General features: G+C 37.6%; 23 protein-coding genes. 11 read left to right on the forward strand and 12 right to left on the reverse strand.

Annotated elements, in window-relative coordinates; translation table 11 throughout:
• Window positions 1-110 precede the first annotated feature (110 nt).
• Entirely contained in the window at window positions 111-722 is a 612-nt protein-coding gene (locus J582_RS07165; RefSeq protein WP_002048382.1) for a LysE family translocator, read from the forward strand.
• 72 nt (window positions 723-794) lie between these two features.
• Here the strand turns inward: J582_RS07165 and J582_RS07170 are convergent, their stop codons facing one another.
• A complete protein-coding gene (locus J582_RS07170) occupies window positions 795-1,406 on the reverse strand; it encodes a LexA family protein (RefSeq protein ID WP_001124839.1) in 612 nt (203 codons plus the stop codon).
• Window positions 1,407-1,688: 282 nt separating this feature from the next.
• On the opposite strand from J582_RS07170, the gene J582_RS07175 reads away from it, so the two are divergent.
• Entirely contained in the window at window positions 1,689-1,925 is a 237-nt protein-coding gene (locus J582_RS07175; protein WP_004709372.1) for a hypothetical protein, read from the forward strand.
• Window positions 1,926-1,987: 62 nt separating this feature from the next.
• On the opposite strand, the gene J582_RS07180 is transcribed toward J582_RS07175, so the two are convergent.
• On the reverse strand, window positions 1,988-3,151 hold the full coding sequence (locus J582_RS07180) for a KGG domain-containing protein (RefSeq protein ID WP_032047613.1): 1,164 nt from the start codon (window positions 3,149-3,151) through the stop codon (window positions 1,988-1,990).
• 485 nt (window positions 3,152-3,636) lie between these two features.
• Here J582_RS07180 and J582_RS07185 point away from each other — a divergent pair, with 485 nt between their 5' ends.
• Together J582_RS07185 and J582_RS07190 are read left to right on the forward strand one after the other, a co-directional pair.
• A complete protein-coding gene (locus J582_RS07185; RefSeq protein WP_004887676.1) occupies window positions 3,637-4,038 on the forward strand; it encodes a DUF6367 family protein in 402 nt (133 codons plus the stop codon).
• A 141-nt stretch (window positions 4,039-4,179) separates the two neighbouring features.
• Window positions 4,180-5,058 (forward strand): SDR family oxidoreductase, encoded by an 879-nt coding sequence (locus J582_RS07190; RefSeq protein WP_032047614.1) that lies wholly within the window; start codon window positions 4,180-4,182, stop codon window positions 5,056-5,058.
• A gap of 56 nt (window positions 5,059-5,114) precedes the next feature.
• On the opposite strand, the gene katE is transcribed toward J582_RS07190, so the two are convergent.
• Both katE and J582_RS07200 read right to left on the reverse strand, forming a co-directional pair.
• On the reverse strand, window positions 5,115-7,259 hold the full coding sequence (katE, locus tag J582_RS07195) for a catalase HPII (RefSeq protein WP_009501073.1): 2,145 nt from the start codon (window positions 7,257-7,259) through the stop codon (window positions 5,115-5,117).
• Window positions 7,260-7,311: 52 nt separating this feature from the next.
• Window positions 7,312-8,721 (reverse strand): iron-containing redox enzyme family protein, encoded by a 1,410-nt coding sequence (locus J582_RS07200; protein ID WP_032047615.1) that lies wholly within the window; start codon window positions 8,719-8,721, stop codon window positions 7,312-7,314.
• A gap of 315 nt (window positions 8,722-9,036) precedes the next feature.
• Here J582_RS07200 and J582_RS07205 point away from each other — a divergent pair, with 315 nt between their 5' ends.
• The 3 genes from J582_RS07205 to surA1 all read left to right on the forward strand — a co-directional run bounded on the left by J582_RS07205 (window position 9,037) and on the right by surA1 (window position 10,436).
• Window positions 9,037-9,516 carry a CinA family protein gene (locus tag J582_RS07205; RefSeq protein WP_032047617.1) on the forward strand — a complete coding sequence of 160 codons (480 nt, stop codon included), beginning with the start codon at window positions 9,037-9,039 and terminating at the stop codon, window positions 9,514-9,516.
• Between the two features lie 275 nt (window positions 9,517-9,791).
• Window positions 9,792-10,013, forward strand: coding sequence for a hypothetical protein (locus J582_RS07210; RefSeq protein WP_032047618.1), 222 nt, complete (start codon window positions 9,792-9,794; stop codon window positions 10,011-10,013).
• A gap of 105 nt (window positions 10,014-10,118) precedes the next feature.
• Window positions 10,119-10,436, forward strand: coding sequence for a surface antigen protein 1 (gene surA1 / locus J582_RS07215; protein ID WP_002048358.1), 318 nt, complete (start codon window positions 10,119-10,121; stop codon window positions 10,434-10,436).
• A gap of 69 nt (window positions 10,437-10,505) precedes the next feature.
• Here the strand turns inward: surA1 and J582_RS07220 are convergent, their stop codons facing one another.
• The 3 genes from J582_RS07220 to J582_RS26945 form a co-directional block, all read right to left on the reverse strand.
• A complete protein-coding gene (locus tag J582_RS07220) occupies window positions 10,506-10,727 on the reverse strand; it encodes a hypothetical protein (protein WP_002048363.1) in 222 nt (73 codons plus the stop codon).
• 86 nt (window positions 10,728-10,813) lie between these two features.
• Entirely contained in the window at window positions 10,814-11,242 is a 429-nt protein-coding gene (locus tag J582_RS07225) for a hypothetical protein (RefSeq protein ID WP_001136759.1), read from the reverse strand.
• 270 nt (window positions 11,243-11,512) lie between these two features.
• On the reverse strand, window positions 11,513-11,656 hold the full coding sequence (locus J582_RS26945; RefSeq protein ID WP_004887681.1) for a hypothetical protein: 144 nt from the start codon (window positions 11,654-11,656) through the stop codon (window positions 11,513-11,515).
• A 963-nt stretch (window positions 11,657-12,619) separates the two neighbouring features.
• On the opposite strand from J582_RS26945, the gene J582_RS07235 reads away from it, so the two are divergent.
• On the forward strand, window positions 12,620-12,910 hold the full coding sequence (locus J582_RS07235) for a hypothetical protein (protein WP_022574901.1): 291 nt from the start codon (window positions 12,620-12,622) through the stop codon (window positions 12,908-12,910).
• 1 nt (window position 12,911) lies between these two features.
• Here J582_RS07235 and J582_RS07240 read toward each other — a convergent pair whose 3' ends face one another.
• Complete coding sequence (locus J582_RS07240) at window positions 12,912-13,817, reverse strand: LysR family transcriptional regulator (protein WP_002048352.1); 906 nt, start codon at window positions 13,815-13,817, stop codon at window positions 12,912-12,914.
• Window positions 13,818-13,928: 111 nt separating this feature from the next.
• On the opposite strand from J582_RS07240, the gene J582_RS07245 reads away from it, so the two are divergent.
• Window positions 13,929-15,167 carry an SGNH/GDSL hydrolase family protein gene (locus J582_RS07245; RefSeq protein ID WP_032047620.1) on the forward strand — a complete coding sequence of 413 codons (1,239 nt, stop codon included), beginning with the start codon at window positions 13,929-13,931 and terminating at the stop codon, window positions 15,165-15,167.
• A 45-nt stretch (window positions 15,168-15,212) separates the two neighbouring features.
• On the opposite strand, the gene J582_RS07250 is transcribed toward J582_RS07245, so the two are convergent.
• From J582_RS07250 to J582_RS07265, 4 genes are all read right to left on the reverse strand, one after another.
• Complete coding sequence (locus J582_RS07250; protein WP_080961408.1) at window positions 15,213-16,496, reverse strand: DcaP family trimeric outer membrane transporter; 1,284 nt, start codon at window positions 16,494-16,496, stop codon at window positions 15,213-15,215.
• 244 nt (window positions 16,497-16,740) lie between these two features.
• Window positions 16,741-17,412: a class I SAM-dependent methyltransferase gene (locus tag J582_RS07255; protein WP_032047623.1), complete on the reverse strand. Its 672-nt coding sequence runs from the start codon at window positions 17,410-17,412 to the stop codon at window positions 16,741-16,743.
• Window positions 17,413-17,483: 71 nt separating this feature from the next.
• Window positions 17,484-19,178: an AMP-binding protein gene (locus J582_RS07260; protein WP_032047624.1), complete on the reverse strand. Its 1,695-nt coding sequence runs from the start codon at window positions 19,176-19,178 to the stop codon at window positions 17,484-17,486.
• Between the two features lie 110 nt (window positions 19,179-19,288).
• Window positions 19,289-19,906: a TetR/AcrR family transcriptional regulator gene (locus J582_RS07265; RefSeq protein WP_032047626.1), complete on the reverse strand. Its 618-nt coding sequence runs from the start codon at window positions 19,904-19,906 to the stop codon at window positions 19,289-19,291.
• 144 nt (window positions 19,907-20,050) lie between these two features.
• Between J582_RS07265 and J582_RS07270 the strand changes: the two genes are divergently transcribed.
• Both J582_RS07270 and J582_RS07275 read left to right on the forward strand, forming a co-directional pair.
• Window positions 20,051-21,223, forward strand: a complete 1,173-nt coding sequence (locus tag J582_RS07270; protein WP_004887693.1) for an isovaleryl-CoA dehydrogenase — start codon at window positions 20,051-20,053, stop codon at window positions 21,221-21,223.
• A 24-nt stretch (window positions 21,224-21,247) separates the two neighbouring features.
• A complete protein-coding gene (locus tag J582_RS07275) occupies window positions 21,248-22,849 on the forward strand; it encodes a carboxyl transferase domain-containing protein (RefSeq protein ID WP_032047627.1) in 1,602 nt (533 codons plus the stop codon).
• Window positions 22,850-22,851 lie beyond the last annotated feature (2 nt).

The following is a 22,851-nucleotide window of genomic DNA, read 5'->3' on the forward strand; positions in this document are numbered from 1 at the left end:
AAGCACATTCTAAATACATGAGCATATTATTTTCAACAAGCTCGAATAAATAGGGATTTTTTCTAAACCACGGGCGAAACCTTTGGAAAATAGTTTGCCGAGATAAGTATATGGCTTTTAATATTTTTATTGCATTTTGGAGTGTCTCTATTCTTTTTATTATTACACCAGGGGCAGACTGGGCCTATGCCATTTCGGCAGGTATTAAGGGTAAAGTCGTCGTACCCGCTGTTGCAGGTATGCTATTTGGGCACTTTATTACGATTTTATTGGTAGCGGCTGGTGTTGGTCTGCTTGTAGCAAATAACCCAACTGCTTTGATGATTCTTACTGTGGCGGGTTCTGCTTATTTGTTATGGATGGGAATAAACTTATTACTTACCCCTCCTACTCCAAATCAGTCTGGTTCTGAAAAGGCTCAGTCATGGTTGAGCTGGGCAACTAAAGGTGTTTATGTGAGTGGCTTAAACCCGAAAGTTTTTTTACTCTTTTTAGCCTTGCTTCCTCAATTCATTGACACCACTGCTTCATGGTCAGTGACAACTCAAATTCTTGCCTTTGGTGTTGTCCACATGATTAGCTGCGCCATTATTTACTTAATGGTGGGTTATGGTTCAGAGGCCATTTTGAAAACCAGACCGCAGGCAGCACAGTTAGTCGGCCGTTTTTCAGGTGGTTTGATGGTCGTTATCGCTACATGTTTATTGATTGGGCAAATTTAAAAAGATATTCAGCAAAAAGTTACTGGCCTCCATTTCAGGTCAGTAACATGAATAATAAAATATAAGAAAAATTTATCTCATACGTTTGAGGTTATAAGTCACTACTCCCCAAATCACCAGTTCTTGCCCCTCTTCAATATAAATATTTTGATAATCAGGATTTTCTGCTTTTAGCCACACTTTAGGAGGTTGAAATTGGGTATCAATCATTAAGCGCTTAACAGTGAAATCATTGTCGATAAGTGCAATCACAATATCGCCCGATTTAGCAGGAATACTACGGTCCACAATAAGCGGATCATCAATATCAATTCCGGCATCTAACATGGACAACGAATTGGCTTTGACAATAAAGGTGGCATTTTCATTTCTAATTAAGTACTCATTTAAGTCGAGTGCTTGTTCAATATCATCTTGTGCTGGCGATGGAAAACCCGCAGCCACGCGTTCTGTCGCCAAAGGGATATGGTAAATTTTATCGTTGTTCGGATGCACCTGCTGTATTTTTAGTTTTGAGGTGAAATCTGTCTGGTTATCGGTTTTGACATTATTCAGTAACCAATTTTTGATAAAGTTGACTTGAGACTCAGGAACACGAATCACTTTGGTGGGTTCATTGAACTGTGCTTTACGGCCGGCGTTTTCCCGTGCACCGCCATGCTCGAATTCTTTCTTCTTTGGCATATCGCCTCCATTTCACCGTTCAAATCCTACACAAACAATGTAACTTGAAAAAGTTACATTTTCAAGTTGACGAAATATTTTTTTTGCATAACAATAAATTTCATGATCAGATTTTAATCCATTTTGCTTTTAACAGGGATGTTAAAACAAAAATGGTAATTTGAAGAGAATCAAAACCTATTGTGAAATAGTCCTTATTACTGACTGTTTTGATTTTTATCAATGAAATTCTGAACACTTAAATATGAGTTAGATTCAGTTTTTGGTATGGAGACATGCGAAATGAAAAATCAACGTGATGCAGTTTTAGGTTATGCGAATGAACAACATGCCTACTATATCCGTCTTATTGAAAATGATGCGGTATTAGGCGAAAGCTATGGAATTTTCTGTGAAAATCCGGAAAGTGAAGCAGCCGAAAGTATTATGACGACATTATTTTTAAAGAAATCTTTTTGGATAAACGGCTCAGAATTTACAGATATTGTAAAAGGCCTACACCCTCTTACTCATTCATAAGTTTAAAAATAATAAAAAATAAAGGAGGCCTAATGCCTCCTTTATTCTCAAAAACTGGTTGCTTAAGACGTAAAGCGTCCATAAGCATCGCGTTTTTGATTACGAGAGTTTTGTCCACGGCCATCTGAACGACCACGGCGATCATCGTCGTCATCGTCATCATAACGGCTACGGCCACGACCTCGGCCACCTGAACGGCCACGATCATCATCTTCATCGTCGTCATCACGGCTGCGACCACGGCCTCGGCCACCTGAACGGCCACGATCATCATCTTCGTCATCGTCATAACGGCTGCGACCACGACCTCGGCCACTTGAACGACCGCGATCATCATCTTCGTCATCATCGTCACGACGACTGCGACCACGACCTCGGCCACCTGAACGGCCACGATCATCATCTTCGTCATCGTCATAACGGCTGCGACCACGACCTCGGCCACTTGAACGACCGCGATCATCATCTTCATCATCATCGTCACGACGGCTGCGACCACGACCTCGGCCACCTGAACGGCCACGTTCATCATCTTCATCGTCGTCATCATAACGGCTGCGACCACGACCTCGGCCACTTGAACGACCGCGATCATCATCTTCGTCATCATCGTCACGACGACTGCGACCACGGCCTCGGCCACCTGAACGGCCACGATCATCGTCTTCATCGTCGTCATCATAACGGCTGCGACCACGACCTCGGCCACTTGAACGACCGCGATCATCATCTTCATCGTCATCATCATAACGGCTACGACCACGGCCTCGGCCACTTGAGCGACCGCGATCATCATCTTCGTCATCGTCATCACGACTGCGACCACGGCCTCGGCCACTCGAACGACCGCCGCGATCATCATCTTCGTCGTCATCGTAACGACTGCGGCTACGGCCTCGGCCACCTGAACGACCGCGATCATCATCTTCGTCATCGTCATAACGGCTGCGACCGCGACCATTGCGATCATCATTCTTATGACTTAAAGCACCAGCTTCACGAGCCTCTTCCGAGGTAAATTCATGTGCATTACCACTAGCGTGTGCAGCTCGACCAGCTTCACGAGCTTCTTCTGAAGTAAATTCATGTGCATTACCACTTGCATGCGCAGCACGCCCACCTTTACTGGCTATTTCTCTTACTCTTTCAGGATCCATACTTGCAAATCCACGATTTGAAGTACCTGAACTATTGTTATCGTGATCTTCATATCTAGTATTAGCCATAGTTATATCTTCCTATATTTAAATTATAGTAGCTACCGCTTTTGTTGAACGGATAAATTTAAGATAAGAGATTTAAAATATTTTTATACCTATGCTATGTTTCAACCTTTTTAAATGTATATAAATTAAAATACGTAAAAAACTCTAAGATGATTATTTAAATAAAGATTTTATCAATTAAAATATTTATAAAATATTCTATAGTTTTACTTTTTAAATACTGGCCATACTTATTATTACTCAATCCTACATAATAATATATTTTTACAAATGCCTTTAAAAGATCAATGTGAATAACATAAACTTTCACAATGTACAAATCAATAATAAACAAAAACATCTTAACAATTGAAGAAACAAATAAAAAATACAATTAAAATTATTTAAAAACAACAACATAATCAATTACTTTTTCAGAAAAAATTTACTTGAGTGAGCAAAATCAAGATTTAAAATTAAAATATAATATTTATGAGAGATGAATCATGCAATTACCTCAAACTCAGTCATCGCTACAATACATTCATATTTCTGTACCTGAAATTTTACTTAGTAATATACAAATTAAAAATATTTGGCAAGATTATAACCAAGAATGGAGCTATAGATTAGATCCACCTCATGCAAGCCATCCTTTCCAAAGAGATTTACATATTATTAAATCAAAAAACATTGAGAAAGAAGATATAAAAGAACCATTTGATAATTTAGTAGCTAAAAATAAACCAGAATTAAAATCTATAGTAGAAGCAGAAACCGTAATAAAAGAAATTTTAGATTTATCGGATTATATACCTATAGAAAATTGGTTAGAGGATACAGGTAATCGATCAATTATTGAGAGCATGATTGATAAAAACAAGGTTAAATTATTGGATATTATTTAATAAAAATTTAGATGTTATATTTTTTTACATCCTTATATATAAAATAACAAAGACAACTTTTTAAAAAAGACTATTTACTTATATTCACGTGCATATTAATCACTATAAAGGGACTGAAATTTAAATAGAGGTAGTCTAGACATGGAAAATACAACAAATGAGTATCCAACAGCAGTTCCAGCACAAGTTCAACCTCATCAGCCAGGCGAACAGGAGAAGATGCATCCTGAACCAGAAATCATTAAAGCATCTCATAAAGGTAGTGAGAAACTAAAAGGCAAAGTTGCCGTCATTAGCGGTGGCGATAGCGGTATTGGCCGTTCGGTTGCCGTATTGTTTGCCCGTGAAGGCGCCGATATTGCGGTACTGTATCTTGAAGAGGATCAAGATGCTGAAATCACCAAACAACTTGTTGAAAAGGAAGGACAGCACTGTCTTCTATTAAAAGGTGATATTTCCGATGCAGACCTTGCAAAACAAAATATTGATAAGGTTTTACAGCATTTTGGAAAAATTAATATTTTAGTAAATAATGCTGGAGTTCAATATCAGCAAAAAGAAATTGAAAGTATCAGTAATGAACAATTAGAAAAAACATTTAAAACAAATATTTTTGCCATGTTTTATTTAACCAAAGAAGCGATTCCTTATATGGAAGAAGGTGATAGTATTATAAACACCACCAGCATTACCAGTTATCAAGGTCATGATGAGCTCATCGATTATGCGAGTACTAAAGGTGCGATTACCTCTTTTACTCGTAGCTTGTCGAACAACTTAATGAAACAGAAAAAAGGTATTCGCGTAAATGGTGTGGCACCAGGGCCAATTTGGACTCCTCTCATTCCAAGCAGTTTCGATGCAGAAACGGTTGAGAAATTTGGTAAAGATACCCCAATGGGTCGCATGGGTCAGCCAAGTGAAGTCGCCCCTGCTTACCTTTTTCTTGCCTCAGATGATGCAAGTTATATTACGGGTCAGGTAATTCATGTAAATGGCGGTCAAATTGTTAATGGCTAAGCGCTAACGTCATTTAGAAAAAGCCCTGAAAGCTTCAACTTTCAGGGCTTTTTTATTTAAGCCGGTACGTGTGCGGCTATTTGTTCTCGTGACCAAACACGATGAGCTTTAATCAGATTTTTAAATTTTTCTGCAATATGCTGGAACTCATCCTCAACCAAAGTTCCTTCATCTGCAACTAAACCGAGTGGTTCAAGCAAATCAGATTTATTGCCTAAAAATGCAATTGGTTTTAAATGCTTATAAGCTTCTAGTACATAATGGCGCGCTACACCATCTTGCATCACTGCATTTAAATTATCGCCATCTGGAACAATTACAGCATCATAAGCAATTGAAGGTTCAGCCATTTGCATACCATCAGCTACAATAATATTGTCTTTATGGTCTTTTACTGGAGCCAAGCTCGGCGCTAGTAAATGAACAACTACACCTTCTTTAATTGCCCAATTTTTAATTGCTTCAAGTGTATCTGACTTCACAAGATTATGAATAAGCACAGCGACTTTTCTACCTTGAATGTCTTCAGGAGGGAAAGCTAAAAAAGACAACTTGGCAGATTTTTCAATTGCTGTTTTCTTATAATCTAAGGTTAAATCCGGCACTTCAATACCTAAATTCGCACCGACTTGACGTGCCAGATCGAGGTCGATATTTGCCAAAATTTGTTGAACTTGGCGCTCACGAATATGTTTTCTTTGAACTTTACTTAACTCAAAAGTATAGGCATCGACCACATGTTTTTGCTCATGCGGCGCAAGGCTTTTGTAATAAAGTCGAGGCTGTGAGAAATAATCAGAGAATGTCTCACTTCTTTGACGAAGTTTATGTCCACTAATTTTTTCAGGATAACTTTCAAAACCACCATTTGATGCTGCTGGCGGTGTCTCAACTGGCCAATTTCCATCGATCGAGTTTGGTTGATATGAAGCTTGACCTTTATGAATGGTATGTTGATGAATGCCATCACGTTGATTGTTATGGAATGGACACACAGGTTTATTAATCGGAATTTGGTGGAAGTTTGGTCCACCTAAACGGCTTAACTGGGTATCTGTATATGAAAATAGACGTGCTTGTAAAAGTGGGTCATCTGTAAAATCAATACCAGGCACTACATGACCCGGACAGAAAGCCACCTGCTCTGTTTCAGCAAAGAAGTTATCTACATTTCTGTTTAAAACAAATCGACCAATTGGCGTAACAGGGACTAATTCTTCAGGAATAATTTTTGTTGGATCAAGTAAATCGAAGTCAAAGTTCATTTCATCTTCTTCTTCGACAATCTGCACGCCGAGTTCCCATTCTGGATAAAAGCCTTGCTCAATCGCTTCATAAAGATCACGACGGTGGAAATCTGGGTCTTTACCAGCAAGTTTTTGAGCTTCGTCCCATACGAGCGCACTTAAACCTTGTTTTGGTGTCCAGTGAAATTTCACAAAGTGTGATTTACCTTCGGCATTAATTAGACGGAAGGTATGCACACCAAACCCTTGAATTGAACGTAAATTACGTGGAATCGCACGGTCTGACATTGCCCAAATTACCGCATGTGCAGATTCAGGTACTAAAGACACAAAATCCCAGAAAGTATCATGTGCAGTTGCACCAGTCGGGATTTCTGTATCTGGTTCAGGTTTTACTGCATGGACAAAGTCCGGAAACTTAATACCGTCTTGCACAAAAAAGACTGGGGCGTTATTACCAACTAAGTCGAAATTACCTTCTTGCGTATAAAACTTAATTGCAAAACCGCGAATATCACGGACAGTGTCAGCTGAACCACGCGGACCTTGCACCGTTGAAAAGCGTACAAAAATTGGAGTTTGAATGGTTGGGTCTGTTAAGAACCCAGCTTTGGTCAAACGTTCATTTCCTTCATAAGCCTGAAAATAACCATGCGCCCCTACACCACGAGCATGCACAATACGCTCAGGTATACGCTCATGGTCAAAGTGGGTGATTTTTTCTCTTAAGATAAAATCTTCCAACAAGGTCGAACCACGAATACCCGCTCTTAAGCTATTTTGGTTATCAGCTATTTTAACACCTTGATTTGTGGTTAATGCCTCATTGGTTGCATCATCTCTTACTGTGTCTAACTGTTCAGTTTTCTGGGTAGTATTGGCTTTATTTGCTGCATCGGCGCCAGCCATTTCACTTGTTTTATTAGTTAATTTAGTTTTGTCGTTCATGTCCATTACCTATGTTTTGAAAGTTAAACTTGGGTTGAAGTTGAAAACGTTTATCAAACTAGTTTTTAAACGTCCCTAAATAAGGAAAAAGAAGTTCTACGTATTTACGAGTACTCCAAAGACCAATACTTTTATGATGAGAATCAGGGGCTAGAAACGGAGTAAGTTTGCATATTTTTATTGCAAGATCGCTTGATTGCAGCACGCGCTCTTGCAGTGCATCAAGCTCGCCATCAGAGATATAGCTAAACAGATAATCTTGAATACGCTGGCTATTCTTTAGTTCTCTACTGTATGCCAAGAAGTTAGAAGAATGATCACTACCAGCGATCCAGTCATGAATAATTTGACGCTCTACAGGGTTAAATACCCCAAACATTTTTCCATTTTCTTCATTAATCATCCGCCAGAACACACTCTGTTCAGGGTCGGTATTAAATTTAATCCATTTCTGTTCAGTTAAATGATTGATCAATCCTGCAATATCATCGGGGTTTGATAACCATTGATTAATAGTTTTGCAGCCAAACTGTCTGGTTTCGTTATGAATTAACTGACCGACAAGTGCTTTTCTTTTCAAAATTTTATGAACAAAGTCTTCAAGACTTAAATTCTTTATAATATTTGAAGAAGATTCACCACGGTTATTCAAGGCAAAACCTTGTTTTAACTTGGTAAAGAAGAGCTCTTTATCCCTATATTTATTGTAAATATCTTCAATAACCTTAATCGCTTTATAAGCATGGCCATTGTCAATATTGTCGATAGTAATGTGTAAATTAAAGTATTTAGAATCGATACCTAATTCAGCAAGCTCATAATTTGAAATTAAAAGATGCAGAGGAAGCTGCTCATAACCTAAGTTAAAACCAACAATTTCTGGAATAAACTCAGGCGGTGCATACCCTAGTGAAAGCTGTACTACGGCTTGATGGTAATAATCATCTTCTAAAAGCAGGTCGAAACTGTCGAGTCCAAGACTGCGTAAAAGATCATCATAGATACACACATGATTCGCTTTCGGTTCACCTAATCCAAGCTCTTCCAGATAAGTAATAATAAGTTCATGAAAGACAGGATCATTCCAGTAATGTACAGAGCTATATAGCCAAGCACCATCTACTTTTTTGGTCGGAGAAACCCTTATTAAAAACTCAAACGCCTGAGCAACATTTTGAAAATACTCTCTACCATGACCATCTTGTCTACGATTTAAATATGCCTGAAATTCCTGACAATTTTTTTTATTATCGTTTTCACACCATTCTTTAATCGAATCGATACTTGAAGGAAAATCTATTTCCGTCATCTCTAGTTTATCTATTTCTTTAATAAGAAAATCTCTTGCCTTTTTCTCTTTCTCAAAACTTGAAACATCAGGGTCAAGAAAAAAAACAAACAATTCATAATAATTTTGTTGATTATCTTGTAATAAGTCTAATAATCTTTTTTTCACTACAACAGGCATTTTCATTCTCCGTTTGTGAGATATCAATTACCATACGTCACCCTAACTATAATCAAGTTTCAACTTTGTTATTTTGCGTTATTAAAAATTAAGATCAAACCTGAAAATTAAAATATTTCAACAACATAGTTACTAACGCAAAATTACATTTAAACTTTTAGAATTATTTAAGCTGCTGTTTTTATATAAAATTTGCAAAACTTAATCTAAACTTACATTAGTTTCACTATCAAAATTATAAACATTAAAAAAATAACAAAGCAAATAGTTATATATTTTTATAACATTTTAAAAACAATTTAAGGGAGAATTAAAATGTTTAATTCATGTTGTAAATTATTAGCTAAGGAAAAAATTAAAATTGCTTTTTTTGAAAGTGCTTCTGCCGGCTATCTGGCTTACCGCTTCTCTTTGAACCCTTATTCGGGGGATATATTGATTGGAAGCCTTGTGAGTTATGATCTTCGTGTCAAAGAAAATACTCTACATATTTCAGAAGAACTTATTGAAAAATATACAGCAGAATCAATGCAAGTAACTGTTGAAATGATTAATAAAGGAAAAGAGCTTTTACATGCAGATATGTATGTTGCATGTACGGGTCTACTCAAAAAAGGGGGTTCCGAAACACAAGAAAAACCAGTAGGAACGTTCTTTTATTCAATATATTATCAAAATAATTTTTATAATTTTAGGCGTGTATTAAAAGGACCAGCTTTTTTAAAGCTTAGAAAGTTGACTTACTACATTACTCAAGATATAAAATTTATTATATTAGATAAAAAAACACCTTAACCTATATAAAATATAACAAATATACATTTAGACATATTTATTATCTTTTTTAAATATTGTGTACTGAAATGTAATTTATTAAACATTCATATTAATAATGTTTATTCTAAAAAATTACTTATATTAAAAATCAGCAATTTATTCAAATTTTAAATTTACAGTTAAATATAGCGTAACACCCCTACCCTACACATTTAAAATCTACATGTTTTAATAAACCTATCTGAAGCTCTCAGATAAAACACATCGTCATAATTGATATGAGGTATTAAAAAATGAGCACTACTAATAATCAAGCAAATCAACGTAATAATCAGCAGCAACAACAACAGCAAAATGACAACCGTAATCAACAGCAACACGGTAACCAACAGCAAAACGATCAACAGCAACAAAATAGTCAGCAGCAACAGCAAAATGATAACCGCGGCCAACAACAAGGATCTAACCAAAAAGATTCTGGCCAACAAAACTCAAATAACAACCAACAACGCTAATCGTTTTTAGTTGTTCTTTGATGCGGTCAATCATTTAGGAAGGTGAAAGCACCTTCCTAAATCAAAATATAAACATAAAATTTAATAAAATATGAGGGAATTCTGATGACAGATCAAAATACAGATCATGCTCAACTGGTAGCTGGCGATCATAACTATTCTGACTCTCGCTGGCGTGAAAGCTATCTTACTCGTCCTTATTATCAAGAAGCGCAATTAACTACACCAGATCTAGATTATGATCGTGATTTTTCTGCAGCTTATGAACTTGGTCATCGGGCTCGTTCTGAATCTAAAGAAGGAACTCAGTTTGAAGATATGGAAGGTAGCTTAAAGCAAAAATGGGAAGAGCTAAAAGCCGAGTCCCGCCTTAAATGGGAACACGCTAAACAAGCGATTAAAGATGCATGGGATGATATGTAACATTCTCAAGTGGTCCAAAGCTGTAAGCTTATTTCCTATTGGCCCTGGGAAATAGGCTTTTTTATTGTTTTAAAAATATGGTGGCATATTAAAATTATGATTAAGGTACTGATTTGCTAAATTTGGATCATCAAAAACTTCTTTCTTAAATTGTACGCTCACGGTTGTAGTGAGTACATGGGTCGGCTTAATAGTCACCTCCACTACATATTTATTTTGCTCGTGCTTAGCTTTTACGCCATAAATTTCAGAATCATTAATGCAAGTTCCATCTGTAAAATATACAAACATACGTACTACCTTAAATATCACTAAACATAAAGGTCCTATCAAACATAAAGCCTGACTCAGTTAATCTGGTCAGGCTTTCCTCAAAATCAACTTTGATTTTTTTTAAAATATTCAATTATTTCTTCCCCATTATTTACAGGCTTTTTCTGCGAGGGGTAAGTTTCTTCGTAGGCATAGGCGGGTAAAGTAATTTTAGCTCGAATTGGGGGTAATTTCTCTTGGCCCCCTGTAGTAATTCGCTCAATAAAACCAGCAAGCCAAAGTACAAATTCTTGAGTATTCTTACTTTTAGGAATAAGACTTAAATCCAATTTAATTTTTGACTCTTGCAAGGGCTTAATAAGTATTTCGGCAAAATCAATATAATTATATAAAAGCTTTAACTTTGTCCCCTTTATTTCTTGTCTGAGTTCGATCATCAAGTTGTTAAGATCTTCCATTGGATCATCTGTAAAACCTTTTTTTTCTTTAACATTTTGATATATTTTCTCAGCTATTTTTAAATATTGGGGCATATCCTTACCTTTATAGTTCATTATTACTAAAATGAATTTTGGATGAATATAAGTAAGCTATTGTGTTTGTTTTATTAACTTTTTGAAAAGATATATTCATTTTACAACAATTCAGTAACACTAAAAATTCCAGTCATTTAAACAACATAAATTATTGATTTATATTTTATTTTAAAATATTTGATTACTTGTTAAGTTATATTCTTTAGATAAAATAACGATAAAAAAAGCCCACTTATAAAGTAGGCTTTTTTAGTAAAAACTAATTTATTACGAGTTTTTATTCATATCATGAGAGGTTGCTGGATCACTTGCTCCATGCATGCCATCATTTCTTGAATTACGGTCTTGGCAAGCACTCATGCCCATAGCAATTGCCAGCACCATACTTACTGCACAAAATATTCTTACCATTTAAATCACCTTTATAAATATTAAAATGTAGGTTTATGAATAACATTATCTTATGTTGGCCTACCGCAGTGGTTCTCTTAACTTTTGTAGATTATGCAAGCTTTTGTAAAAACCCAAAAATATGATTAATAAAATTACATTTCTTGCAATTGAAATTTTGGTTATTTTTTGGCATGCAGTGTTTATACTACATCGTCTAGGTTATAAAAATCGAATTATTAAATAGTTTAGCCAAACGATACATCTAATTAACGACATTGACATACTATACAAATAAACAATTAATAAATATTTGATATATAAGATTAAAAAACAACTCCAAAGGTGAAATAAAAAACAGTTATATACACATTATATTTTTTAATTTTTCTATTTTCTAAATAAAAACAGGCAAATATTTATATCAAATTATATAAATCAATCTTTTATTTTTGCAATTGACCCACCCCAATGCTCAGCTTATGATGCTCGCGCTGACCAATTTTGTCAGTCGGTTTTAGCAGACCGTCTACCTAAGTGCACTAAAAAACACGTTTTTTGGTGTGATGCCCCTCGTGCCTTTGATGGAGGAACGAGAGTGGGACACCTTCGGGTGTGCTGGTTTCTTAGGTATCAGTCTGCTAACCCTCTTTCGTTTCGCCACCATAATGATTAGCAATGAGTGGGCATAACTTCTTTTAATCAAGGAGTCACTCATGACTATTATTCTATATTTTTTACGTACTTTTATTGATTTTACTTACATTCGGCATTTTTTATTTGTTCAAGCATTTTTAGAGATCGTTCCCATTTCTCAAAAATAAAAACTTTCTATAGAGTTCAAAAATCGTTTACTTAAATCTTTTTTCTACCCTTTTTATATAAGTTTGGGTTAAAAGTTTTAAGTATTCAAATACCACATAAAGATTAGAACTTCTATCAACATCACTTAACGATAACAACAACCTATGCAGAGTAACAACAATGTTTTTTCTCTATCGTTTTGTTTTGGTGAGCCTTGTTACACTCAGTGTTTTAAATCTGATGGGCTGCAGACCCATGAGTAAAAATGAATTTAATACACGTTGTGTTGGGGCGGGACATAACCTTTCACAGTGTAATTGTATCTATAGCTCGTTAGAGCAGCACTATTCACCACAATTTGTAGAAAGCTTACCAAAAGTGAGCTTGCAGAATATTGATACTAAAATGAATTTTGTAGAAACAATGAATAAAACTATGCAACAGTGCCAATTTAGTGCAAGGAAACAATGAGTTACTGTATAGGAGCATGCTCTACCAAAAAATCTAAAAATGCGCGAACACGATTTGGAACATATTTATCATGACCAATCCAGACAGCATGGAATTCTTCACAAGCATGAATATTCCAGTCTTCAAGAATCTTGATGAGTTGCTTTTGCTGTATTGCTTTTTGAATTTGAAATTCATTCAGCTGAGCAATACCAACGCCTGCCAGTGCTAACTGTAAAATTGCTTCACCCTGATTTACTTTTAAAACTTTAGATGGCGTTAAGTTAATTTCCTGAGTTGCTTTTTTGAATAACCAGGTTTTGTTCTGGCGTTGATAACTTACATCTAAAAGCCGATGTGCATGTAGCTCATCCGGATGTTTGGGACAACCATACTTTTCAATATATGTAGGTGAACATACATAATATTTATGTGTACTCCCGAGTGAGCGAGCTACCAAATTGGAGCTTTTCAAAGGTCCTGTTCGAATCGCCACATCAATTCTTTGTTCAACTAAGTTAATTACTTCATCACTCAAATGAGCTTCTAATTCAATTTCCGGGTAGCGTTGATTAAACAAACTAATGCAAGGCAATAAAAAGTGAGTCCAATATGAAAAGCTGGTATGGATTCTAATTCGCCCTTGCGGTTTATGGTGAGCAGTAACAGATTGTTCAAGTTCATCTAAATTATTGAGTATTTGAAGGCCTTGCTCATAAAACTGACACCCTTCACTGGTAAGCTGAAACTGACGTGTTGAACGGTTCAATAACCTGACACCAAGTCTTTTTTCTAAACGGGAAATTAACTTACTGACCGCAGACGGCGTCATATCACATGCTCGTGCTACGGCTGAAAAACTTCCAAGCTCGACTACACGTATAAAAATTGCCAACTCACCAGATCGATTAATATCAAAATAAGACATAACAAAATTTATTTATGAATTGTATTCACAAATCTTATTCCGCTTAGCCCGCTATAACAAGGCATCAATTTATTTCAAGATAACTTTAATTCGTTTTAAAGAGTTCACGAGATGAAACTTTCTCAAGCTACCCTATTTTCTCTGGTTTTATTTACGAGCGTTGCACAAGCAGAAGTACCAAAGAACCATTGGATTACCACTTGGGCTGCCAGCCCCCAAAAAGTCTGGAATAAAGATTTCGTTTTTCCGACACTCATTCCAGAGCAAATATCCAACCAAACAATTAGGCAGGTAAGCCAAATTAGTTTAGGTGGTGAAGCTGTTCGGCTCGTTTTTACCAATCAATATGGCGAGCAACCGCTTTATATTGATCAAACAACGATTGGTTTAGCGAACGCAGTAACACCAAAATCTAAGAGCGCCTATCCTGTTTATTTTTCTGGTCAACTTAAAGCAAAAATTTTACCTGGCAAACAACTGGTGAGTGATCCAATCAAGTTAGCTGTTCCCGATCATGCTCAATTGGTGGTGAATAGCTTTATTCAAAAGCCTACAACGTTTAAAACATTTCATTGGGATGCCAAACAAACCAGTTGGCTCATTAGTGGAAATCAGACAACAAATTTAAATGCGCCTACGAATGCAAAAACTACAACAGCACGATTATTACTTTCTGCAATCGAGGTAAAACCCAAACAGAAAGCTCAGGTGGTTGCTGTTATTGGAGACTCAATTACCGATGGGGCAACCGCGACTTTAGACGCTAATAGCAGGTGGACCGATTTTTTGGCTAAGCGTTTATCTCCCCATCAAGTAGCGGTAATTAATAGCGGAATTTCAGGAAATCGACTGCTTACCGATGGTATGGGCGATAGTGTTTTAAAACGTTTAAACAATGAAATATTTCAATATACAGATGTTAAAATTTTAATCGTTTTAATTGGTATAAATGATATTTCATGGCCCAGCACAGCGTTTGCTCCTAAACAGCAAATACCTTCTTTTGAAGCCTTAACTAAAGGTTATCAACGTGTTGTAAATGAAGCTCACAAGCAAGGTATTCAGGTAATTGGTGCAACCTTACTTCCGTTTTCTGGTGCTTTACCCAATACCCCTTTAGATAATTATTATCAACCCAACAAAGATCAATTACGTCAGCGCATTAACCACTGGATAAGAACCAGTCATACATTTGATGGTGTACTTGATCTTGATAAAGGCTTAAAAGATCCAAAGCATCCCAATCGATTAAATCCAATTTATGATTCTGGAGATCATTTACATCCTAATGACCGTGGCAATCAACACATGGCGGAATTGGTAGATTTAGATCAAATTACTAAAAATTAATGATTGCCCCATCAGGTGAACCTTTCATCTGATGGGAATAGCTATTTAGAAATCATAACTTGCTATCATGTTGAAGCGGTTATCCACCCCGTTTCGACCATCGAAAGTTTCTCGTTCGCCATATACATATTCAACACCTAAGGTAATTGGCTTGTATGGGTTATACATCGTATTTACCCAGCCCTGCCAAAGCTGTTTGTTTTGAGTCGTACTATTATGCTGTAATTCGGCAAAACGGTTATCGTCTTTAGCTTTCATATAGCCATAAGCTAAAGTCGAGCGAATTTTTGGCGTGAATTGATGAGTTACCCCCAAAGACACCGTATCAAATTCATTGCTATGCATGTTGTTCTGCTCATCTATTGCATAGCCACTATTGCTCCACAATAAGAAACGTCCATCGCCTTTGACATGGTAATAATCGGCTTTAAGTAAAGTATCGGGTGTCATTTGGTATTTACCGCCGAAACCTACGCCCCAAGCCCATTCACTGTCATTATTGGTTCTTTTTTCTGCAACAAAACTACGGCCTGAAAGCATCGAACCATTGGCAAATTTATGATTTAAACGCCCCACTAAAGCAGGTAAACGCATTTTGTTATCTGGATCTGTTGCCGCAGTATATTTCGGGTCTTCAACTGATACTGCAACACTTGTATTTGCCGTTAAATTATCGCTATAACGAACCATTGGCGATCTAAGTAAAGCACTGCCTACAAATGTTCCTGCATCAATCGTTTCTGGGTAATATTCAGGGGCAATGAATGTCGACCATGTTTGACCAATCAACCATTTATCATAAGTTAAATAAGCATGACGTATACGGAACTGATCACGAGTAGCCGCCCCAAAAAAGTCCATTTCTAACTTTCCACCCACATCACCAGCAGTTGTTGGTGTTTTAAAATTCAATCCGAAACGGGTCACATAAACCGTACTGTGCAATTGGTCCCTCTGGGCAGATTCTTCTGGCGTATGTTCAAGTGGAACCCCACTAATATTGTTATACATCGTAGATGCACCCTTAATTTGGTAAGAAGCATCTGCTCGTATATAACCATATAAGTTAAATTCTGTACCCGATTTAGTTAATACTTGTTGTATGGATTGTGGAGCTTGAGTAGCCACAGGAGCAACTTGTTCTACTTTTTCTTGACTTAAAGATTTTTGAGTTTGTGTATCTGCCTGTAGCATTGCCCGTAATTCGTTTACTTCTTGGCGAAGTTGCTCTATTTCAGGGTTTACTTGACCAGCAAAAGCAGAAGACATAAGTAGAGTCACAGAAACTGCCAACAAGTTTTTTTGAACCGTTGTATTTAAAACTTTCATCATGAAATTTTCCTTTAGACCTTTAAGTAGTCTTAAAAGTCTCGACATCCTTTTTGTTATGTACCTATCTAAAATAGATCCTTAAAAATTTGCCTTTCTTTCACAAGAAAGACCTTCCCTCATATTTTTTAGCCGTATCCTCCCTAACGCTGCAAAAGCAACTTTTTAATTTTTCATTTTTTTATATTCTCTTCCACATTGAGAATATTCAGTTTTAACCCCTTATTTATATTCCCCAATAGTATTATTTTTTTGCAATAAACCCCTGATAAGTCAAAATTTGCGTATAAGGCTGTACACTTTCAAAGCCTGTCTTTTCCAAAAGTTTTATATATCCTTCAGTCGTTAAACTAAAAAAGTCTTCCGCCACACGCTCCAACATTTTTTGACATTGTTCTTCTGTTAACCCTTGAGCCAAGCACAAATAACGCAATGCTTGAAGCTGCTGTGGATTTACACAAGTCATGAGGTCATAAGTAAGTAAAGGCGCCTTTTCTTTTAAGCGATCATAAATATCCTTAAAGAAGGTTGGTTTTATGTCATCTGCAATAAAATGCGCCACAAGAATAGACAATGCAGCATCGAAACATGGTTCCAAAGGCAGTGCTGAAGTATCACCATGTACAAAAGTGACTTGGGTAGATTTACCTAAAATCTCCACCTGCTCCTGAGCTTTTTGCAGCATGGTTAAAGATGGATCGACTGCTGTAAATTTCCAGTTTGGATGTCTTTTAAGTAAATATTCGAGTTCATAACCCGTACCACAGCCCACAATTAAGACATGAGCATCTGGTGGCAACACCGACTGTAAAATGGCATCCACCTGTAGATGGATGACTTCATAACCCGGAATTAATTTACGAATATGCGCATCATATCCTTCGACTACTTTAGGGCTATTAAAGTCTTTTGCCATTTTGTTTTATCTCTTTTAAAACTGCTTTTCGGTTTACCATTTTCTGCACTTTGAACGAGCTTTTAACTTATTTAGTCAAAGACATTGCCCGTTAAATTAAGTTCAGCTCGCATAATTTCCTGCAATTTAAACTTTTGCGCTTTGCCAGAAGCAGTCATTGGAAACTCATTAAAAAATCGGACATAGCGCGGCACTTTATTATGAGAAATATGCTCTTTGCAAAATTGGCGAATGCTGTCTTCATCGACTTGGTGATGCTCATGCAAAATAATACATGCACAAAGTTCTTCACCATATTTCGCATCTGGCAAGCCAATCACCTGTACATCGCTTACATCTGGATGGGTATATAAAAAGTCTTCAATCTCTTTTGGAAAAAGGTTTTCTCCTCCGCGAATCACGACATCTTTAATGCGGCCTTTAATTTTAATAAAACCGTCTTGATCCATCTCGGCAATATCACCCGTATGCATCCAACCAGCAGCATCGATCACTTCACGGGTCTTTTCTTCTTCACCCCAATAACCGGCCATCACTGAATAACCACGAACGCATAACTCACCCAATGTGCCTTGCGGAACAATTTGTCCTTCTAAATCGACAATTTTAATTTCAACATGCGGATGAACATGCCCAACTGTGCTTACCCGTTTATCGATTGAATCGTTTACCGAGCTTTGTACACTCACTGGCGAGGTTTCGGTCATACCATAACAAATGGTAATTTCCGACATATGCATTCGGTCTATAACACGCTGCATAATTTCACGTGGACAAGGACTGCCTGCCATAATGCCTGTTCTTAAGCTCGACAGATCAAACTCATTAAACTGTTCATGCTCTAAAGTGGCAATAAACATGGTTGGTACGCCATAAGCTGCCGTACAACGTTCTTGATGAATCGCTTTTAAAGTTTCTAAAGGATTAAATACAGCCGATGGATAGACCATGGTTGCCCCATGCGTTACACACGCTAAATTCCCCATCACCATGCCAAAACAATGGAACAATGGCACAGAAATACAGACTTTATCTTGAGCAGTTAAACGGATGCCTTCACCGACAAAATAACCGTTATTTAAAATATTATGGTGGGTTAACATGGTCCCTTTCGGGTTACCTGTTGTACCTGAGGTAAATTGAATATTAATAGTTTCATCAAACTGGAGCTGTCTGGCTAATTGTTTTAATTGTTCTAGCTGTTCAGAAGTTGGTGTGGTGACTAAATCACTAAAACGATAAATACCCGTATTTTGTTGGTCATCAATTTTAATGACAAATTTTAAATGCGGCAGACGCTCTGAACTGAGCACTTTATCTGGGCTATTAGTTAATTCAGGGGCAATTTTTGTGAGTAATTCTTGGTAATCAGTTGTTTTGAATTGAGAAGCAATAATCAATCCTTTGCACGAGACTTTATTCAACACATATTCAAGTTCATGACTTTTATAAGCTGTATTCAGGTTAACTAAAATAATCCCTGCTTTAAAAGCTGCAAATTGGGTTACCGTCCATTCCACACAGTTAGGTGACCAAATCGCTAATCGGTCTCCTTTTTTTAATCCCAATTTTAATAGGCTACAAGCAAAAGCGTTTACTTCATCTTGTAAAGCTTTATAGGTTAATCGTCTGTTTTGATGAAAACTGACAATCGCTTCCTTTTCAGCATATTGCTGACAGGCCTGATCAAATTGTTCACCAATCGTCATACCCAATAAGGGTTGTGTACTTGGTCCCGAGGCGTAGCTTAACCGTTCTTGTTGCATTGAATCATTCTCCTTGATTCTTCTAATTCTCTTCTTACCTGATCTAATTGTTGTTACTGCAACTACTTTTCCAAACTACTTATTTTGTGTTGTTTTATCCTTTATATGCCCTATTTCTTTTGCACAGCATCCACACAAAAGTCCGCAATCTGTTTTGAAAAATAGTCTTTGTGCGCATGATCAAACTTTGTATTTTGAGCTGGGTCTAGAGGTTCAACCACCACATAGGTCATAGCACCGACTACACAAAGTGCTGCTGTGTTTAAATCATCCAAGACAAACTCACCACTTGCATTTCCATCCGCAAGTATTTTTTTAATACTTTGTTTAATCAATTGCTTCACACGAAAACGCTCATATTCAACCGTTGAATCGACGGGTTCAAACATGAGTGAATACGCAAGCTGAGGACTATTTAGTGCCCGTTTTACAAAAGTTGCCACCGCCTTGTGTAATTTCTGCTTTGCCGATAAGTCACTTTCGGTAATCGAATCGATGACCAATAGCTCTGTATTAATGGCATCAGACAAAACTTCTATTAGCACTTGGCTTTTATTATCGAAGTAGCGATAAACCAGTCCACTAGATACACCTGCTTGCTCTGCAATTGTTTGTATTTGTGCGTCCTTAAATCCTCCTTCTGAAATTATTTTTCTAGCTGAATTCAAAATCGATTTACGATTTTGCTCCATCCGCTCTTGCATTAAAGATGATCGTTTATAGCTCATAATTTATTCTCTAACAAATAAAATGAATTGTAAATCATTTTATGAATCTATATTCACTTTTTCAAAAAATCATTGTATGGTAATTATCAAATACCCACAAAATATTTTATGGACAACAAATATAACCAATAGGATGAAAATATCATGAACCTACGCAGCTTGAATTTCGGTCTAGATGAAACTTTAATTGCGCTTCAAGATTCGGTAGCCGCATTTTGTGCAAAGGAAATTGCACCAATTGCCCAACAAGTTGATCAAGACAACAAATTCCCTGCACATCTCTGGAAAAAATTCGGAGATATGGGCCTTTTAGGCATGACGGTTTCTGAAGAATATGGCGGTGCCAATATGGGTTATTTAGCTCATATTATTGCCATGCAAGAAATTTCTCGTGCTTCGGCAGCTATTGGCTTGTCATATGGTGCTCATTCTAATTTATGTGTAAACCAAATTAACCGTAACGGTAACGGGCAGCAAAAACAAAAGTATTTACCAAAATTAATTTCCGGTGAATATGTTGGTGCCCTTGCCATGTCTGAGCCAAATGCCGGTTCCGATGTCGTCAGCATGAAATTACGCGCCGAGCAAAAAGGTGATCACTTTGTTTTAAACGGTTCAAAAATGTGGATTACCAACGGCGGTGATGCAGATGTACTGGTCGTTTACGCTAAAACTGATCCACAAGCGGGCCCTAAAGGCATGACCGCTTTCTTGATTGAAAAAGGCATGAAAGGCTTTAGTCACGGCAACCACTTAGATAAGCTCGGTATGCGTGGTTCTAATACTTACCCACTGTTCTTTGACAATGTAGAAGTTCCTGCTGAAAACGTACTCGGTGGTGTGGGTAACGGGGTTAAAGTACTCATGAGTGGTTTGGACTATGAACGAGCAGTTTTAAGTGCCGGACCTTTAGGCATTATGGATGCTTGCTTAGATGTGGTGATTCCTTACTTACATCAGCGTGAACAGTTTGGTCAGGCTTTAGGTGAATTTCAGCTTATGCAAGGCAAACTTGCCGATATGTATTCAACATGGCTTGCATGTAAAGCTCTCGTTTATGCTGTTGGTGCTGCCTGTGACAAAGCAGATCATGACCGCAGCCTACGTAAAGATGCCGCAAGTGCCATTTTATATGCTGCTGAAAAAGCAACTTGGATGGCGGGTGAAGCCATTCAGACTTTAGGTGGCAACGGCTATATCAATGAATTCCCTGCTGGCCGTTTATGGCGCGATGCAAAACTTTATGAAATTGGCGCGGGAACTTCTGAAATTCGCCGCATGCTGATTGGCCGCGAACTTTTCAATGAAACCAAATAATAATTATAAATAGGGACGCATCTTATGAACCAATTACAAAGCAAGATTAATGTTCGAAGCGAAGACTTCAAAACAAACCAGCAAGCCATGCAAACATTGGTCACAGATCTCAAACAAGTTGTCCAGCGTATTGCTTTAGGCGGTGGTGAAAATGCCCGTCAGAAACATTTGGCTCGAGGTAAGCTTTTACCCCGTGAACGTATTGATCAACTGATTGACGTCGGTACGGCATTTTTAGAAATTGGTCAATTGGCAGCGTACAACGTTTATGAAGATGATGTTCCTGCTGCGGGTGTAATTGCTGGTATTGGTCAGGTCAACGGCGTAACTTGCATGATCGTTGCCAACGATGCAACGGTTAAAGGCGGAACGTATTACCCACTTACGGTTAAAAAGCATTTACGCGCACAAGAAATTGCTGAACAAAATCACTTGCCTTGTATTTATTTAGTAGATTCAGGCGGTGCTTATTTACCAATGCAAGATGAGGTTTTCCCAGACCGCGATCACTTTGGGCGTATTTTCTATAATCAGGCACGCATGTCGAGCCTAGGTATTGCTCAAATTGCCGTGGTGATGGGGAGCTGTACCGCAGGTGGTGCGTATGTGCCTGCCATGTCTGATGAAACCATTATTGTCCGTAATCAAGGTACGATTTTCTTAGGCGGCCCTCCTCTGGTAAAAGCTGCAACAGGCGAAGTGGTAAGCAGTGAAGATTTAGGCGGGGGCGATGTACACACACGTCTTTCAGGTGTAGCTGACCACTTAGCTGAAAATGATGAACATGCCATTGCGATTGCACGAAACATTGTTGCTAACTTAAATAAAAAGCCAAATGAGTTAAACAAACAAATTGATGAGCCGCTGTTTGATGCATCGGAACTCTATGGCGTGGTGCCAAGTGATGCGCGTAAACCTTTCGATGTGCGTGAAGTCATTGCACGTATTGTAGACGGTTCTCGTTTTGATGAATTCAAAGCACGCTTTGGTTCAACCCTCATTACTGGTTTTGCTTCACTCTATGGTATGCCAGTCGGCATTATTGCAAATAACGGGATTTTATTTTCTGAGTCTGCACAAAAAGGTGCGCACTTTATTGAGCTATGTACACAGCGCAATATTCCATTGTTATTCCTACAAAACATTACGGGCTTTATGGTTGGTCGCCAGTATGAAAATGAAGGGATTGCAAAAAACGGCGCTAAATTAGTGATGGCAGTTGCCACCGCAAATGTACCTAAACTCACCCTGATTATTGGTGGTTCGTTTGGCGCAGGTAACTATGGTATGTGTGGCCGCGCTTATTCACCACGCTTTTTATGGACTTGGCCCAACTCTCGTATTTCAGTAATGGGCGGCGAACAAGCAGCAAGCGTACTTTCGACTTTAAAACGTGACCAGATTGAGCAAAAAGGTGCCCAGTGGTCAGCGCAAGAAGAAGACGAGTTTAAACAACCTATTCGTGAACAATACGAGCGCCAAGGCCATCCGTACTATGCTTCTGCCCGCCTTTGGGATGACGGTGTAATCGACCCAGCTCAAACCCGTCAGGTACTTGGTTTAAGTTTGGCTGCGGCCATGAATGCCCCTATCCAGCCAACCAAATTTGGCGTGTTCCGCATGTAAGA

It is taken from the genome of Acinetobacter sp. 1566109 (assembly GCF_000582255.1).
GTDB classification, from domain to species: Bacteria; Pseudomonadota; Gammaproteobacteria; order Pseudomonadales; family Moraxellaceae; genus Acinetobacter; species Acinetobacter nosocomialis.